Annotated in this window: 17 protein-coding genes and 2 pseudogenes; 10 read left to right on the top strand and 9 right to left on the bottom strand. The window is 62.9% G+C overall.

Going from position 1 to position 15,499, the window contains the following annotated elements:
* Positions 1 to 80: 80 nt before the first annotated feature.
* Positions 81 to 446 (top strand): annotated as a pseudogene (locus NKH57_RS13670) (helix-turn-helix transcriptional regulator); the annotation flags it as partial.
* Positions 447 to 511: 65 nt separating this feature from the next.
* Here NKH57_RS13670 and NKH57_RS13665 read toward each other — a convergent pair.
* The 3 genes from NKH57_RS13665 to NKH57_RS13655 form a co-directional block, all read right to left on the bottom strand.
* Positions 512 to 1,207: a DUF1013 domain-containing protein gene (locus NKH57_RS13665; protein ID WP_023757428.1), complete on the bottom strand. Its 696-nt coding sequence runs from the start codon at positions 1,205 to 1,207 to the stop codon at positions 512 to 514.
* Between the two features lie 276 nt (positions 1,208 to 1,483).
* The gene (locus tag NKH57_RS13660; protein WP_023757429.1) at positions 1,484 to 1,624 is read right to left on the bottom strand and encodes a DUF1127 domain-containing protein; all 141 of its coding nucleotides are present in this window, start codon (positions 1,622 to 1,624) and stop codon (positions 1,484 to 1,486) included.
* Positions 1,625 to 1,805: 181 nt separating this feature from the next.
* Positions 1,806 to 2,816: an NAD(P)H-quinone oxidoreductase gene (locus tag NKH57_RS13655; protein WP_352944771.1), complete on the bottom strand. Its 1,011-nt coding sequence runs from the start codon at positions 2,814 to 2,816 to the stop codon at positions 1,806 to 1,808.
* Positions 2,817 to 2,929: 113 nt separating this feature from the next.
* On the opposite strand from NKH57_RS13655, the gene NKH57_RS13650 reads away from it, so the two are divergent.
* The 3 genes and pseudogenes from NKH57_RS13650 (at position 2,930) to NKH57_RS13640 (ending at position 4,752) form a co-directional block, all read left to right on the top strand.
* Positions 2,930 to 3,121 (top strand): DUF1192 domain-containing protein, encoded by a 192-nt coding sequence (locus NKH57_RS13650; protein WP_023757432.1) that lies wholly within the window; start codon positions 2,930 to 2,932, stop codon positions 3,119 to 3,121.
* A 28-nt stretch (positions 3,122 to 3,149) separates the two neighbouring features.
* A pseudogene (locus tag NKH57_RS13645) lies at positions 3,150 to 4,457 on the top strand (MFS transporter); the annotation flags it as partial.
* Positions 4,458 to 4,488: 31 nt separating this feature from the next.
* Positions 4,489 to 4,752: an ArsR/SmtB family transcription factor gene (locus NKH57_RS13640; protein WP_023757434.1), complete on the top strand. Its 264-nt coding sequence runs from the start codon at positions 4,489 to 4,491 to the stop codon at positions 4,750 to 4,752.
* Positions 4,753 to 4,878: 126 nt separating this feature from the next.
* Here NKH57_RS13640 and NKH57_RS13630 read toward each other — a convergent pair whose 3' ends face one another.
* Entirely contained in the window at positions 4,879 to 5,535 is a 657-nt protein-coding gene (locus NKH57_RS13630; RefSeq protein ID WP_352944769.1) for a glutathione S-transferase family protein, read from the bottom strand.
* Between the two features lie 98 nt (positions 5,536 to 5,633).
* Entirely contained in the window at positions 5,634 to 6,470 is an 837-nt protein-coding gene (locus NKH57_RS13625) for an alpha/beta fold hydrolase (RefSeq protein WP_352944767.1), read from the bottom strand.
* A 100-nt stretch (positions 6,471 to 6,570) separates the two neighbouring features.
* On the opposite strand from NKH57_RS13625, the gene NKH57_RS13620 reads away from it, so the two are divergent.
* The 3 genes from NKH57_RS13620 to NKH57_RS13610 all read left to right on the top strand — a co-directional run bounded on the left by NKH57_RS13620 (position 6,571) and on the right by NKH57_RS13610 (position 7,992).
* A complete protein-coding gene (locus tag NKH57_RS13620; protein WP_352944765.1) occupies positions 6,571 to 7,092 on the top strand; it encodes a winged helix-turn-helix transcriptional regulator in 522 nt (173 codons plus the stop codon).
* A 78-nt stretch (positions 7,093 to 7,170) separates the two neighbouring features.
* The gene (locus tag NKH57_RS13615; RefSeq protein ID WP_023757438.1) at positions 7,171 to 7,404 is read left to right on the top strand and encodes a hypothetical protein; all 234 of its coding nucleotides are present in this window, start codon (positions 7,171 to 7,173) and stop codon (positions 7,402 to 7,404) included.
* Between the two features lie 156 nt (positions 7,405 to 7,560).
* On the top strand, positions 7,561 to 7,992 hold the full coding sequence (locus tag NKH57_RS13610) for a GlcG/HbpS family heme-binding protein (protein WP_023810947.1): 432 nt from the start codon (positions 7,561 to 7,563) through the stop codon (positions 7,990 to 7,992).
* A gap of 73 nt (positions 7,993 to 8,065) precedes the next feature.
* On the opposite strand, the gene NKH57_RS13605 is transcribed toward NKH57_RS13610, so the two are convergent.
* The 3 genes from NKH57_RS13605 to NKH57_RS13595 all read right to left on the bottom strand — a co-directional run bounded on the left by NKH57_RS13605 (position 8,066) and on the right by NKH57_RS13595 (position 9,798).
* Positions 8,066 to 8,467: a hypothetical protein gene (locus NKH57_RS13605; protein ID WP_352944762.1), complete on the bottom strand. Its 402-nt coding sequence runs from the start codon at positions 8,465 to 8,467 to the stop codon at positions 8,066 to 8,068.
* A gap of 245 nt (positions 8,468 to 8,712) precedes the next feature.
* Positions 8,713 to 8,895 carry a 50S ribosomal protein L32 gene (gene rpmF, locus NKH57_RS13600; protein ID WP_008834724.1) on the bottom strand — a complete coding sequence of 61 codons (183 nt, stop codon included), beginning with the start codon at positions 8,893 to 8,895 and terminating at the stop codon, positions 8,713 to 8,715.
* Between the two features lie 141 nt (positions 8,896 to 9,036).
* Positions 9,037 to 9,798, bottom strand: coding sequence for a biosynthetic peptidoglycan transglycosylase (locus NKH57_RS13595; RefSeq protein WP_352727567.1), 762 nt, complete (start codon positions 9,796 to 9,798; stop codon positions 9,037 to 9,039).
* Positions 9,799 to 9,876: 78 nt separating this feature from the next.
* Between NKH57_RS13595 and NKH57_RS13590 the strand changes: the two genes are divergently transcribed.
* The 3 genes from NKH57_RS13590 (at position 9,877) to NKH57_RS13580 (ending at position 14,337) form a co-directional block, all read left to right on the top strand.
* Entirely contained in the window at positions 9,877 to 10,794 is a 918-nt protein-coding gene (locus NKH57_RS13590) for a polyprenyl synthetase family protein (protein ID WP_352944760.1), read from the top strand.
* Between the two features lie 162 nt (positions 10,795 to 10,956).
* Positions 10,957 to 11,763, top strand: a complete 807-nt coding sequence (locus NKH57_RS13585; RefSeq protein ID WP_352944758.1) for a class I SAM-dependent methyltransferase — start codon at positions 10,957 to 10,959, stop codon at positions 11,761 to 11,763.
* Between the two features lie 237 nt (positions 11,764 to 12,000).
* On the top strand, positions 12,001 to 14,337 hold the full coding sequence (locus NKH57_RS13580; RefSeq protein WP_352944756.1) for a response regulator: 2,337 nt from the start codon (positions 12,001 to 12,003) through the stop codon (positions 14,335 to 14,337).
* A 159-nt stretch (positions 14,338 to 14,496) separates the two neighbouring features.
* On the opposite strand, the gene NKH57_RS13575 is transcribed toward NKH57_RS13580, so the two are convergent.
* On the bottom strand, positions 14,497 to 15,351 hold the full coding sequence (locus NKH57_RS13575; RefSeq protein WP_352944778.1) for a transglycosylase SLT domain-containing protein: 855 nt from the start codon (positions 15,349 to 15,351) through the stop codon (positions 14,497 to 14,499).
* Positions 15,352 to 15,499: the final 148 nt, after the last annotated feature.

The raw sequence follows: 15,499 nt of genomic DNA, 5'->3' as shown, positions 1-15,499 counted from the left end.
CCCCACTCTTTCAATCACACACACGCAGGCCCACCGCCACTCGCCCCTCCAGCCGTGGCTCGAAGTTGTTAAAACAACACCGACCACACAGCCACACGCCGATGTAGGTGGTCAGCGACGCCGCGCGTGAGGCGATCGACCTGATCGAGCGTGCGGTCGAAAAGCGCCAGGTGCTGACCATCGACTATTCGGACGAGGCAGGCCGCGGCACGGCCCGCGATATCCGTCCGCTCGGCCTGTGGTTCTGGGGCAAGGTGTGGACGCTGGTCGCCTGGTGCGAGATGCGCGACGACTTCCGCGCATTCCGCATCGATCGTATCGCATCGGTGATCATCGCCGGCCGCATCTTCAAGCCGGAGCGCGGCAAGCAGCTTGCCGACTTCTACCGGGCGGTCGAGCGCAGCGAGGATTATGGCATGGCGCCGGACCGCTCCGCGCGGAGCTGAGGCCCGGCGCACGCAACAAAAAAGCCCGCTTGAAAGCGGGCTTTTTTGCCGAGAGTGTCGAAATCTCACTCCTCGTCGTCGTTGTCGGTTTTCTTCGACTTCAAGGCCGAGAGCTTGGCGAACACGGCGTTGGCATCGAGTTCGGCATCCTCGTCCTTCGGCTTCTCGGGAGCCGGCACCAGCCGCTCGGTCAAGGCCGCCGGCAGCAGCGTGTCACCGGCCGGCTGCGCCTGCTCGCGACCGCGCGAGGCGCGATTGACTTCCATGTCGAGGTCGATCTGCGAGGCGAGGCCCAGCGTCACCGGGTCCATCGGCTGCAGATTGGCCGAGTTCCAGTGCTTGCGCTCGCGGATCTGCTCGATCGTCGACTTGGTGGTGCCGACGAGGCGCGAGATTTGCGCGTCCTTGAGCTCGGGATGGTTGCGCACCAGCCAGAGAATGGCATTTGGCCGGTCCTGGCGCTTCGAAAGCGGCGTGTAGCGCGGACCCTTGCGCTTGGATTCGGGCACCCGCACCTTGGGATCCGAAAGCTTGAGGCGCTGGTTCGGGTCTTTCTCGGCGCGTGCGATCTCGTCGCGGGTCAGCTGGCCGGTCATGATCGGATCCATGCCCTTGATGCCTTGCGCCGATTCGCCGTCGGCGATCGCCTTGACCTCGAGCGGATGCAGCCCGCAGAACTGCGCGATCTGCTCGAAGGAAAGCGCGGTGTTATCGACCAGCCAGACGGCGGTCGCCTTGGGCATCAGCAGCGTATTGGCCATTTAAAAATCCTTCTCGTTCGCCCGCGTTCCCGCGCGGGCGGTGGTTTAGAGCCACCAAAATGGGAAATTCGCGGCCTGTATAACCGTTCCATTGTTGTTTCGCAATGTTTTTGGAAGCAATGACTGGATGGCGCTCCCGCCATTGCCGCGAGCGAAACTGCGCCCAAAACGACAAAACCCGCCGGACTGCGTCCAGCGGGCTCGGAACCGCGACGGAAAACCCGTCTGATGCGGCTCTGGCTTGCCAGGCGTGACCTTCGCAGGTCACGCTCGACGTTAGATGGCCCTGCGGGCGATCTTTTCGATGTCGCCTCGGTTGATGCCGAGGTCGCTGAGCTGACGTGCGTTGAGGCGATTCAGTTCGCGGACGGTCTCGGTGTACATACGCCAGTTACGGTAAGCGCGGATCGGGTTCATGGTAGTCCTCCAAATCAGTGTTCGTTTTGATGATGCTCAAATAGGCATCATCGATGAGGACTTGAATGGCCGATTTTGCATAGCAATGATGCAAATGGTGCATTGCAGCATTAAACAACTGTTCATCTTGTAGGCAGTGAGGCGCACGCCCAGGACAAATCCGGATTCAAGTGATCCCGGCCTAGCCGACGTCGAGCACGATCTTGCCGATATTCTCGCCGTCCTCCATGCGCTCATGAGCCCGCCAGGCTTCGCTGAGCGGGAAGATCATGTCCATCACGGGAGCGATCTTGCGCGTACCGAGCAGTGGCCACACCTGCGCTTCCAGTGCCGCCGCGATCGCCGCCTTGAACTCGACGGTGCGAGGCCTCAGCGTCGAGCCGGTGTGGACGAGCCGTTTGACCATGATCTTCGAGAAATCGGCGCTCGCCACCGCGCCGGCCTGCACGGCAATCTGGACGATACGGCCTTCGACCGCCGCGGCTTCGTAGTTGCGCGCCACATAGTCGCCGCCGACCATGTCGAGGATGACATTGGCGCCCTTGCCGTCCGTCGCCTCTTTCACCGCGGCGACGAAGTCCTCCTCGCGATAGTTGATCGCGCGATCGGCGCCGAGCTTCATGCAGGCATCGCATTTCTCCTTGCTGCCGGCGGTGGTGATGACATTGGCGCCGAAGGCCGAGGCAAGCTGGATTGCCGTGGTGCCTATGCCGGAGGAGCCGCCATGGACGAGCAGCGTCTCGCCGCGCTTCAGACCGCCACGCTCGAACACATTGTGCCAGACGGTAAAATAATTTTCTGGCACTGCCGCCGCTTCGGTGTGGGTGAAGCCGGCCGGCAGCGGCAGCACGCTGCCGGCATGAACCTTGACATATTCGGCATAGGCGCCACCAGGTGTGAGCGCGCAGACGCGGTCACCAATGCGCCAGCGCGATGTGTCGTCGCCAACGGCCGCCACTTCGCCCGACGCCTCGAGGCCCGGCAGGTCCGACGCGCCGGGCGGCGGCGGATAGGCGCCCTTGCGCTGCTGGATATCGGGCCGGTTGACGCCGGCGGCATGCACCTTGATCAGTATCTCGCCGGGACCGGGCTGCGGCACGTCGCGCGTTTCCGGCTTCAGCACCCTTGGGCCACCCGGCTCCGAGATCGCAATGGCCGTCATTCTTGCGGGAATTTTCTGTCCGCTCGCCATGAGATTTCCCGTCTTTCCTCGCCGTTATCCGATCGGCTGTTTGCATCGACGCCCCTGCCCTATGTATGCTGATTGCCAAATCAGGCAAATGGCCAAATCAGGGAGGAGCGACGATGGCGATCTTCGACGACGAACCCAAGAAGGCGCGCCCGCACGAGATCGGGCAGGACCTGTCACTGCTTTCCGTCGGTGAATTGTCGGAACGCATCGGCATCCTGCGAGACGAGATCGCCAGGCTGGAGGCCGAGCTCAAGGCCAAGGACACCACCAAATCGGCCGCCGAGGCGCTGTTCCGCCGCGGATAGAAGCGCCGGCGAAGGTCCGCCGCCGAAAAGCCCGAATGCGGCTGTCTCGCAGACCCAGCGCCCTGTCAAACACGAGCCGGATCAAACAATGTTCGCAACCTACCGCCCGATCCTCTCTCTGCTTCGCGGCACCGCCTTCCTGCTGGCGGCGTCCGGATTGCATGGGCTGCTGCTACCCCTGCGCGGTCAGTTGGAAGGCTTCTCGACAGCGTCGCTCGGCCTGATGGGCACGGCCTGGGCCGGCGGCTTCGTCACCGGCTGCTTCTTTGCGCCGCGCATCGTGCGCCGCGCAGGCCACGTGCGCGCCTTCGGCGCCTTTGCCGCGTCGGGCGCCATCGTGGCGCTGCTCACCGGCCTGATCATCGACGAATATGTCTGGATCCTGCTGCGCGCCTTCACCGGCTTCACCATGGCCGGCGCCTTCATGGTCATCGAAAGCTGGCTGAACGAGAAGGCCAGCAACGAGAACCGCGGCACCGTCTTCGGCCTCTACATGATGGTCACCTATGCCTCGATCATGGGCGGGCAGATGATCGTCGCCGGCGGCGACGTGAAATCGGCGTCGCTGTTCATGATCACCGGCATCCTGTTTTGCCTGTCGCTCATTCCGACCGCGGTTTCGAGCGCCTCCCACCCCAAGCCGCTGCAGGATGTCTCGCTCGACGTCAAAGGCCTTTATGTCAACTCGCCGGTTTCGGCGGTCGCATGCGTGTTGATCGGCATCGCCAACGGCGCCTGGGGCACGCTGGGCGCGGTCTATGGCGCCCGCATCAGCATCTCCACCGCCGAGATCGCCCTGATGATGAGCCTCGTGGTCGTCGCCGGTGCCGCCATGCAGCTTCCGGCCGGACGCCTGTCCGACAAGACCGACAGGCGTTTCGTGCTGGCGGGGGCGGCTTTCGGCGCGGCTTTGTTCGCGCTCATGATCTTCCTGTTCGAGCCACGCTCCGGCGTCTTCGTCATCGTCTTCACCGCAGCCTACGGTGCCTTCGCCTATACGCTCTATTCGATCGCCGTGGCGCATGCCAACGATCACGCGCGCTCGGAGGATTTCGTCAAGGTGTCGGGCGGCCTGTTGCTGCTCTACGGCTTCGGCACGATGATCGGACCCTTGCTGGCAGCGGCCCTGATGGGCTGGATGCGCCCGGAAGGGCTGTTCCTGGCGACCGCCTTCGCGCATCTCTGCCTGGCTGGCTATACGCTGCTGCGCATCAGCCGCCGCGCCCCGGTGCCGATCGGCGATCGTGACGCCTTCAAGACGCAGCCGGCCGATCGTTCGGTGACGCCGGAAGCATTGCGGCTTGATCCCAGAAGAAAAGCAGAAGCAGACGGTTGAGATTCGAAAGGCTTTGCCCCACAAATAAGGCATGATGTTTTCCGACGCCTTCATGGCGATTGCCGATCCCAACCGGCGCCATCTTCTGGAAGAACTTCGCCGCGGCCCCAAAACCGTCACCGAACTGGCTGCCGGCTTGCCGGTCTCACGTCCAGCCGTGTCGCAACATCTGAAAGTGCTGCTCGATGCCGGCCTGGTCAATGCCAAGCCGGAAGGGACAAGACGCGTCTATGCCGTGAGCAATACCGGCTTCCTCAAACTCAACATCTGGCTCGATCAGTTCTGGGAAAACTGACCAGCTCGCGGCAGGTGGCTGACCGAAGCAGGCCCGCGCGACAGCCGATCGACCATCTTCCGCCGCGCCGGGTCGGCGAGTGCCTGGACCATCCAGCCGAGCTGGGCGGGATCGTGCACATCGCGATCAGCCGTTGTTGTAGGGGAAGAACTTGAAGTAGGGCTGGGCCTCCTCGATCACCCGGGCGAACGATGGCCGCTGCAGCAGCCGGTCGTGATAGCGCTTCACGGCCGGGTAGTTGTCGCCGAACGGCTCGACCTTGTTGGCATAGAACAGCGCGGGGGAGGCCGCGCAATCGGCCATGGTGAAGGCGTCGCCCATCGCCCAGCTCTTCGAGCGCATGTCCTCTTCGATGATGGCGTAGGAGTTGCGCAGCTGAGCGCGAGCCTGCTCGACGCCGAACGGATCGGTCTTGTCCTGCGGCCGCAACCGGTCGCCGACGATCTTCTGCATAGGCTCCTGCACATAAAAATCATAAAAGCGGTCGGCCTGGCGGACTGCCAGCGCCAGGTCGACGTCGGCTGGAAAGAGGTCGACCGGCCCCGGATAGTGTGCGGCCAGATATTCGACGACGATGGTCGATTCCAGCACCGTGCGGTCGCGCGCATCGTCGCGCAGCGCCGGCATCTTGCCGGTCGGCGAAATCCTCAGGAAGGCCGCGCGCGACTCGGCATCGCCGAGATCAACAATGACCGGCGAGAACGGCGTGGCGTTCTCATAGAGCGCGATCAACGGTTTCCAGCAGAAGGAGGCCAGCGGATGGAAATGAAGCGTGAGGGACATCTGTTGCTCGCCTGTCTCGTGGTTTGTCGATGGCTGGCGCTGTTCTGTTTGCCAAGGGTAAACAATGAAGCATTTACTCATCCGTCAAGACTCGCCGATTAATTGGCCTGGATGTGAGCGACGATGGCTGCGGATATCTCCGTCCAGTCGTCCGGATGCAGCTCATGGCCGCCGCCTTCGATGCGAATGATTTTCGCGCCGGGCACAGCCTTGGCCAGCGCCTCGCCATGCTGCACCGGGAAGATCGGATCCGCCGTGCCATGAATCACCAGCAACGGCGCCATCATCTCGTGCAGCCGACCCTTCCATGCATCGCCACCCCCGAGCATGAAATGGTTGGTCGCGCTCAGATAGCCGCCGGAACGGTCGTAATCCTGCTCGACGAACGCTCTCGTCCGAATCTCGTCGAATGGGTGAGCGGTGCTGGCGATCGCCCGCGCACCCCTGACGATGAAATCGACGACCTGGTCACGGTCCGACCAATCGACCTTGGCTCGCTCGGCTGAATGCTCGGAATAGGCATCACTGGTTTGCGGCAGATGCGACGTGTCGAGCCCGAGCGGCGAGCTGCTGATCACGGTCAGCGATGCGACGCGGGACGGATGCTTGAGCGCCACAAGCTGGGCGATCATGCCGCCCATCGACATGCCGGCGACATGCGCCTTGTCGATGCCGCGCTCGTCGAGAACCTGCATCGCATCGTCCGCCATGTCGTCGAAACTGTAGGGCGGCTCGCCCGGTCGATATTTGGTCGAACGGCCGGTATCGCGATTGTCATAGCGGATCACGAACAGGCCGGAGTAGGCCAGCTTCCGGCACAGCTGCTCCGGCCACCACAGCATGGAGGCCATCGCGCCCGTGATCAGCAACAGCGGCGGGTTCGCCGGATCGCCAAAGGCTTCGGATATGATCTCGGGTCGTTCGATGGACGTCACGGCGCGATCTCCTACTCCATAATACTGATTGCGTTTTGCAATCGGTTGAACGATAATTAAACCGATACGATATTGCAACCGGTTATGGAGAAAATATCCTATGAGCATTGATCGCCGATCCGGATGCCCGATCAACCTGTCGCTGGAAGTGTTCGGCGACCGCTGGAGCCTGATCATCCTTCGCGACATGATCTTTGGCGGCAGACGCCATTTTCGCGAGTTGCTCAACGGGTCGATGGAAGGCATCGCTTCCAACATACTCGCCGACCGGCTGAAGCGCCTGATGGAATTGGGTATGCTGACCAAGGCCGACGACCCTTCGCACAAGCAGAAGGCCATCTACAGCCTGGCCGAGATGGCAATCACGCTGGTGCCGATCCTTGCCCATCTCGGTGCCTGGGGCCGCGTCTGGCTGCCGGTCAGTGAAGAACTCTCGATCCGTGCCGAACTGCTGGAAAAGGGCGGACAGCCGATGTGGGACAAGTTCATGGACGAGTTGCGCCACGAACATCTCGGCATGCCGCTCGATACAGCTTCTGGTCCTTCTGTCCGCGCGACCTTGCAGGCCGCCTATGAGGCGGTGGTTGCCAGCAAGGCGCTCGCCGTCAGCCCGGCCGCTTGACCAACTTATTTTCCCGTTTTCGAGCCGGCTCTGCTACAATAGGCGGAAAATTAACAGTCACGGGATTGGATAAAGCTCTTGGTTGAGAACCCTCGGGATGCTGCCCGCGCGCGCGCCGACCTGCGTTTCAAGAAGCAGGAAGAGGCGGTAACCGTGCGCCAGAAGGCGATGGCCGAATACGTCGCCGAGAGCGACGCCCGCCAGGCCAAGACCAATAAGCTGCGGGCGCTCCGCCTTGCCAAGGAGGCAGAAGATCTTGCCAATGCGCCGGCGGCGCCCGTCAAGAAACCGGCCCGCGCCAAGAAAAAATAGCAGCCACGCCCGGAACCCCAAACGCTACGCCTGTCCGGATGGTGTCGGTGAAAGCCGCTTCCCTTCCGCCTTTTTTGCACGAAGCAATTTCAACCGAAACGGGGATGTTATCTCGCCCGCTGACGTTCAATGACGCGTTTCAAACTGGAGACTGCCATGACCGCACTGCCGCTCGAAAAAGCCAGGCAAATCATCGACGCCGCCTTTGCCAAGGGCGCCGATCTCAAGCTCAAGCCGCTCGGCGTCTCGGTACTTGATGCCGGCGGACATCTGGTCGCCTTCCAACGCCAGGACGGCGCCTCGTTTCTGCGCCCGCAAATGTCGGCCGGCAAGGCCTATGGCGCGCTCGCCATCGGCATGGGCTCGCGCAAAGTCGAGGCCTTCGCCAAGGAGCGCCCGCATCTCGTCGCCGGCATCTCGGACGTCTCGGGCGGGCGCGTGCTACCGGTGGTGGGCGGCGTGCTGATCCGCGACAAGGCCGGTGCCATCATCGGCGCCGTCGGCATTTCCGGCGACACGTCGGACAATGACGAGGCCGCGGCGATCGCCGGCATCGAGGCAGCCGGTTTCACCGCCGATCCGGGCTGAGCATCCTTCGACATTGAAGCGAGGCGGCGTTGAGATTCAGGTCAGGCCGGCATTACCCGAATGTCAATGCGGCCTAATTCAAGTTGATATCCCGGCTCGCTGACCGCATCGACACCGCGAATCCGGCCAGCACATCGAACAGCGCGATGACCATCAGCGTGAAGAAGACGGAATGGGCGGCGCCCTTCACCAGCAGGAATTCGACCAGGAAGGCCACGAAGACCAGCGTCGACAGAAGGTGGTCCATGATCGAGGCATTGGTCGTGCGCGCCGACTTCGCCATTTCTAGGAAAAGGAAGATCAGCCCGAGCAGCACCATCAGGTCGCCCAGCGTCATCGAGAACACTCCGCCCGACATCATGCTGAAGGAGAAGACCTCGGTCGCCCACGGATCGTCACCGCTGCCGAATATTCCCAGAAGTCCGAGGTTGTAGAGCACGAAAGGCACGATCAGCAGCGGAATGGCACCGAACATCTGGCGTCTCCATGTGGGGGCAATCCTTGTAGAATGCGCCACAGGCACGCCGTCAAGATGTTTCGGTGGCAGCGCCGAACACGGTCGAAGACCGCACGCAACAAGCATGTCAGCCGGTTCCCCGTCTGGAGTATCTCGGCGATTGCCGTCCACGCTTCGCAATGCGCGCTCCCGGCCGCCAAACGCAAAAAAGGACCGGCCACTGGCCGGTCCTTTTTTAATTCAAAACTTCGAAAAAGCTGGTCTCAGCTTTCCTTGGGCGTCAACACCTGGCGACCGCGATACATGCCGGTCTTCAGGTCGATGTGGTGCGGACGGCGCATTTCGCCGGAATTCTTGTCCTCGACATAGGTCGGGGCCTTGAGTGCGTCTGCCGAGCGGCGCATGCCGCGCTTGGACGGAGAGGTTTTTCGTTTCGGAACGGCCATGGATATGCTCCACTACATGGTCAAAAAGCCCCGCCTGCCCTCGTGAAAGGGCCATGTCGGGGCCGGAATCTGAGAAAGTCGGGTGCCTATACACGCCCTGTGCCGTTTTGGCCAGCACTGGAGCGAATTTTTTTGAGTTGGCTAGCGGAGGCAACCGACATAGGCGCCGGAGCGGCCGGCGCGCCGCTCGATCAAATTGGCAAGCCTTCTCAGGCCCGGTCCGGGTTTGGCCGGGTTGCGGGCAATCGGATTGGGCAAGGAGACGGCGAGCAGTGCGGCCTGCCGCCGCGACAGCTGTTTTGCCGAAACGCCAAAATGATGCTGTGCCGCGGCCTCGATACCGTAGATGCCCGGCCCCCATTCGGCGATGTTGAGATAGATTTCCATGATGCGCCGTTTCGACATCACTGCGTCGAAATAGACGGCCAGCGGCAGCTCGAACACTTTGCGCACCGAACCCAGCGGCCGCGACCAGAGGAAGAGGTTCTTCACCGTCTGCATGGTAATGGTCGAAGCGCCGCGCGTTGCCTCGCCAGCCAGCGCGTCGTCGACGACGCCCCGCAATTCGCCGAGATCGACACCGCGATGGAAGCAGAACTGCCCATCCTCCGACATGATGACGGAATTGGCCAGCACCGGCGCCACGTCGTCGATCGACGCCCAGCGGCGCTCATAGCCCGAGAATGTCGCCAGGTCCTTAAACATCAGCATCGAGACCGGATGCACGAACGACGGCAGGTACAGGACCGTCAGCAGCGTTGGAATAAGCGCCAGCACCGCGGCCACGGTGATACCGCGCCGGACCCAGCGTTTGAGACTGCGGCGGTTCACGCCTCGCGATCTCGTCGCCATGTCCAGCTTTTCGGTTTCATGATCGACGATCGGTTCTGCCAAGCCGCCCAACCCGTGCTCTCCCTGCCCCCGGCATAATGGCGCTTGGCTTCTTGCGCAACGTCTGAGTGTCGGCTACCGGTCCCGACCATGACGAGTGACGACGAAATGGCGTTCGAAATGGCGCTCATCAGGCGGGCAGCCGCCGTCGAGGTGCTGCTGCGGCGGTTGCTCGACGACCGCGCGCTTTCGGGCGAGATCGCCCGGCCTGAGCGCTTGATGGCGGCGATGCGCCACGGCGTGCTGAATGGTGGCAAGCGTTTGCGCCCTTTCCTGGTGATGGAAAGTGCGGCACTTTTTTCCGCTGACGGCGAGGCTGCACTGCGCGTTGCGGCAGCGCTTGAATGCGTGCATTGCTATTCGCTGATCCACGACGATTTGCCGGCCATGGACGACGATGATCTACGGCGTGGCCAGCCGACGGTGCACAAGGCCTTCGACGAGGCAACCGCCATCCTGGCTGGCGACGCCTTGCTGACGCTTGCCTTCGACATCATCGCCGGCGAAGCGACCGCTCTGCCGGCGGAGCGGCGGATAGCACTGGTGCTCGCGTTGGCCCGCGGGGCCGGGGCTGGCGGCATGGTCGGTGGCCAGAAGCTCGACCTCGAAGCTGAACAGACACCGCCGGACGAGGCCGGCATCATCCGGCTGCAGGCGATGAAGACCGGCGCGCTGATCCGCTTTGCCTGCGAGGCCGGTGCACTCATTGCCGGCGCTCCCGCCGAGGACCGTGAGCGGCTGGCCGAATTCGGCTCCGCGATTGGACTTGCCTTCCAGCTCGCCGACGACCTGCTCGACCTGACCGCCGATGCCAGCCAGATGGGCAAGGCGACCGGCAAGGACGCCGCCGCCGGCAAGGCGACGCTGGTGGCGCTGCACGGTGCGAATTGGGCACGCAGCCAGCTTCACGGCCTCGTCGAACAGGCCCATGCACTGCTTGAGCCCTATGGCGACGGCGCCAAGCTTCTGAGGGAAGCGGCGACGTTCGTGGCGGCGCGGAACAGTTGAGGTTGGGGCAAACCCAGGACATCGGGCTGATTGAAGGACGGTCATCCTCTGCCGCCCGTTTCAGAAATAGAACTTGAGCGGAAGCCTGTCGAAGCAGAGGATCGGTACGGCTTTGCCATCCACACGGCCACGACGCGGTGCGGACACAGTTGGAGAGATGCCATGTCGACAACCGACACGCTGTTCGCCGGTTCCATTCCCGAAGTCTACGACCGGGCAATGGTGCCGCTGATCTTCGAGCCCTATGCTCGGGATCTGGCGGAGCGGGTGGCCAAGCTCGAACCACAATCGGTGCTCGAAGTGGCGGCAGGCACCGGTGTGGTGACACGTGCACTCGCAGCAAAGCTGCCGGCGCCGACACGCATAATTGCGACCGACCTTAACCAGCCCATGCTCGACCACGCGCGCACGCGGATGGCGGACGATCCTCGTATCACCTGGCAACAGGCCGACGCCCAGGCGCTGCCCTTCGAGAACGCATGGTTCGACGCCGTGGTCTGCCAATTTGGCGCGATGTTCTTCCCCGATCGGGTGGCCGCCTATGGACAAGCCCGGCGGGTGATGCGGCCGGGCGGGCATTTCGTGTTCAACGTCTGGAGCGCCATCGAAGAGAACGAGTTCGCCGAAGAAGTGACGCGAGCGCTCGGCACTCTCTTCCCCGCCGATCCGCCTCGCTTCTTGGCGAGAACGCCGCACGGCTATCACAATGCGGACGCCATCCGCGCCGACGTGCATGCGGCAGGCTTCCACGATGTCAGCATCGAGGCTCTGGGTGCCGTGAGTGCCGCTCCGTCGCCGTATGAAGCGGCCGCGGCCTATTGCCAGGGCACACTCCTGCGTGCCGAGATCGAGGCGCGCGGCGGCTCGCTGGAGGAGGCGACGCGACACGTTGCAAATGCCATGGGGAAACGGTTCGGGGAAGGTCCGGTGAGTGGCCGCATCCGCGCCCTCGTCGTGACGGCAGCCTGATGCATGTCGCTCAAAAGTCTGCTCGGTTTTGCGAGAACGACATGCATCAAAACGAAGACCTGAAGCGGATCGTCTGAATCCGTTCAGACGCGACAGGCTTTCGTTGCGCAAGGATTGTCAGGTCAAAAGCTGTCATCCATCCGGCTGTTCGCGCGGCTCGGCTATCCACACGAAATTTTAATGTAAATGAAGCGTAATCCCGATCATTAAAATGGTGCGTATGTGTTGGGGTTGCGCATGCCGGAATATTCGTCCTTCATCCGGTCAGTCCGGGTTCGCTATATTTCAGGGTTGCTGATCTTCGCGCTGGCTTCCGTGGCAATCGTGGTTGCGCTTGATCGTGTCAATTCCTTTCGCCGTGACATCGATGCGCTGAGCAGCAATCTCGTCGTCTTCACCCGCGACCTGCGCAACGCGACCAGCTTTGCCGAGACGACCGGCACCGCCTGGCGGGCGGAGACACGCGATGCGCTGACCTCATCGGCGCGCGGCCATTCGGAACGCCTGACCGGCGAGATCGAGTCGCTGACCGCGCAGCTTGCGGCGATCAAGCCGCGGCTGTCGACCAAGACTGCCAACGAGCTCCAATCGGCTTCCGTCAATGGCGACCTGTTCTGGTCGCCGCGCGACATGGTGCGCAACTTCAACCTGATGTCGGTGGCGCAGAAAGTCGATGAGTGGAGCTATCGCGAAATCCGCAACCAGAACGACCTGTTCGCCCAGCCCATGCTGGTCCGCGTCCGCACCGCAATGGATGATGAACGCCATCTGGCAGACGCCTCCAGCGACAGGCTGCTGCTGTGGGCAAGCGCCATCCTGTTCGCGGCCCTTGCCATCGTCGCCTTCTGGATTTTCCGCCCGATGGAAGTGGCAATCCGCCGCGCCTTTGCCGAATCCGCAGAATCCCTGTTCAAGGCCGAGGCCGCCGACCGCGCCAAGTCGGAATTCCTGGCCAATATGAGCCATGAAATCCGTACGCCGATGAACGGTGTGCTCGGTATGGCTGAACTGCTGGCCAAGACCGACCTGACGGCGCGCCAAAAGACCTTCACCGACGTCATCGTCAAATCCGGCAATGCACTGCTCACCATCATCAACGATATCCTCGATTTCTCGAAGATCAATGCCGGGCAACTCACCCTCGACCCCGCTCCCTTCCGTCTCTCCGAGGCGGTCGAGGATGTGGCGACGCTGGTCTCGGCGCGCGTCGCCGAAAAGAACCTCGAACTGATCGTGCGTGTCGACCCGCGGCTGCCGGCCCATGTCGTCGGCGACGCCGGCCGGTTCCGGCAGATCGTCACAAACCTGCTCGGCAACGCGGTGAAGTTCACCGAAAAGGGTCACGTGCTGATCGATGTCGGCGGCGAGATCGTCAACGACGTGGTCCAGCTCAAGGTTCGCGTCGAGGACACCGGCATCGGCATACCAGCCGAGAAACTGCAGAACGTGTTCGAAAAATTCGCCCAGGTCGACGGATCATCGACCCGCCGCCACGAGGGGACCGGCCTTGGCCTTGCCATCGCCGCCCGCCTCGTCGACCTGATGGCAGGCAAGATCGGCGTCGAGAGCGAGATCGGCCGCGGCTCGGTGTTCTGGTTCGCGGTGCCACTGCCGGCGCATCAGGCCGGGGCTCGCGACGAGATCGTGCCGGTCGACGTCACCGGCGCGCGCGTGCTGGTCATCGACGACAATCCGGTCAACCGCGAAATCTTGCTCGAGCAGCTCAGAAGCTGGAGCTTCGATTGTGCCGCCGCCGAAAGCGGCGCCGTAGGCCTGGCCTTCCTCGATCGCGCCTTTCAGTTGGGCGCCGCCGTCGACTGCATCATCCTCGACTACCAGATGCCGGGCATGAACGGCGCCGACGTCGCCAGAGCCATCGCCTTGGACAGCAGGCTGTCCTCCATCCCGGTGGTGTTGCTGACCTCGGTCGACCAGGTCGATTTCGGCAAGATGATCATCGACTTCGGCATCGCCGCGCACCTGACCAAGCCGGCCCGCTCCGCGGTCCTGCTCGGCACCGTTATCTCGGTCGTCCAGAGGGCCCGCTCGCAGGTCGGCAAGGCGCAGTTCGTCCGCGAACCGATCGTGCCGGCTCCCCCGGCGGCACCACCTGCCTTCACTGTCATCCGCGGCCCGGCGATGCCGGTCGCGGTGGTGCCGGAATCGGCCACGCCGAATGGACCGATCGACATCCTCATTGCCGAGGACAATGACGTGAACCAGTTGGTATTCGGCCAGATCCTCAACGGCCTTGGGCTCAGCTACCGCATCGCCGGCAACGGCCGCACGGCGGTCGAGATGTACAGGGCGCTGCGCCCCAAGCTGATCCTGATGGACGTCTCGATGCCGGAAATGAACGGCTACGAAGCAACCCGCGCCATCCGGACGATAGAGATGTCGACGGGCACCCACATACCGATCATCGGCGTCACCGCGCATGCGCTGAAGGGCGATCGCGACAAGTGCATCGAAGCCGGAATGGACGACTATCTGCCGAAGCCGGTTTCACCCGACCGCCTCGGCACCAAGATCGGTACCTGGCTCAGCGAGACGGTGGCAGCTAAGATTGCTTGAGGCAGGCCTTGGTACTGGCTTGCAGGATCAACGCAGTCGGCCGACCGGGATGATTTCCGGCGAGGTCGCAACATAAGGATCTCCTTGCCAACTGCCGAGCCATTGCTCAACCGAATGGGCGCGCGACGAGAGCTCGAAATAAATTCGTCGCATTTGTCGCTACCGGTTGCGAACCACCACGCACGCCCCGCCGATGCTTTGCAATTTCTGGCAGATGACATTGGCGGCCGCACGGTCATCGACACCGATCCTGACCGCGTAGATGCCGCGCCGGCCGATCGGGGTGCGCACCCGGCTGACCACCGGATCATGCCCGCTGAGCAGGGCCGGGAACCGGCTTCTTACCCGCAGCCACTGGTTGATCGCGGCACTGCGGCGGAAGTTGCCGGCCACCTGGATGCCCCACGGTTTTATGTTGATCGAGGCCATCGCCACCGTCTGCGACATGATCACCGGTAGCCTACGGCAGGCGTAGTCAAAGTCCGCCTTTGCGTCGAGCGGCTCGATCTTTCCGGCATAGGCCCGGTCGGTGAACTTGTCGGCCGGCTCGCCCATGATGTCGAAGACATAGCTTTCGGTCTCCATCGGTAGGAAGCCGCCGGAGCTGAGCCAGCGCGACACCCGGCTTTCGCCGGCATTGTAGGCGGCAGCCGCCAGCCCGAGATTGCCGTAGCCGGTTTTCATTTCGGCGAGATATTTCGCCGATGCCGGGATCGCCTGGTTGATGTCGAAGGAATTGGCCAGCCCGCGCATCTTGGCGGTGCCCGGCATGAACTGGGCGATGCCTTCGGCGCCAACCGGGCTGACGGCGTTGGGATCGAAACGGCTTTCCTTCCAGATCAGCCGGGCGAAGAAATCCCTGGGCAGACCATTCTGGTCGGCATGCGCCTGGATCAGGTTGCAGACCTCGCCTATCAGCCGTTGCTTGGCCGATTGCGGCGGATCCGCCTGAACCAGCGTCGACCAACCCAAGGCGCAAAGCAGAACCAACGTAGCCCCGAGGAAACGCTGCATCGAGCGCTGAGCCCGTGCCGAAAGTCGCTCCGGCGAGCCAGGTGATGGTGGCTTCGTGGTCGCCCCGGCGACGCGCGCAGCGGACATTTGGTCCGTGAGCACCGGAAGCGCAGCAGACGCCTTCAGGTGGCCGCCGGAGTAGAGTTTC

The sequence above is a fragment of the Mesorhizobium sp. M1050 genome (genome assembly GCF_040318715.1).
Classification (GTDB): Bacteria; Pseudomonadota; Alphaproteobacteria; order Rhizobiales; family Rhizobiaceae; genus Mesorhizobium.
Note: the sequence above shows the minus strand (reverse complement) of the source record. Positions and strands in the feature narration are given on the sequence as shown.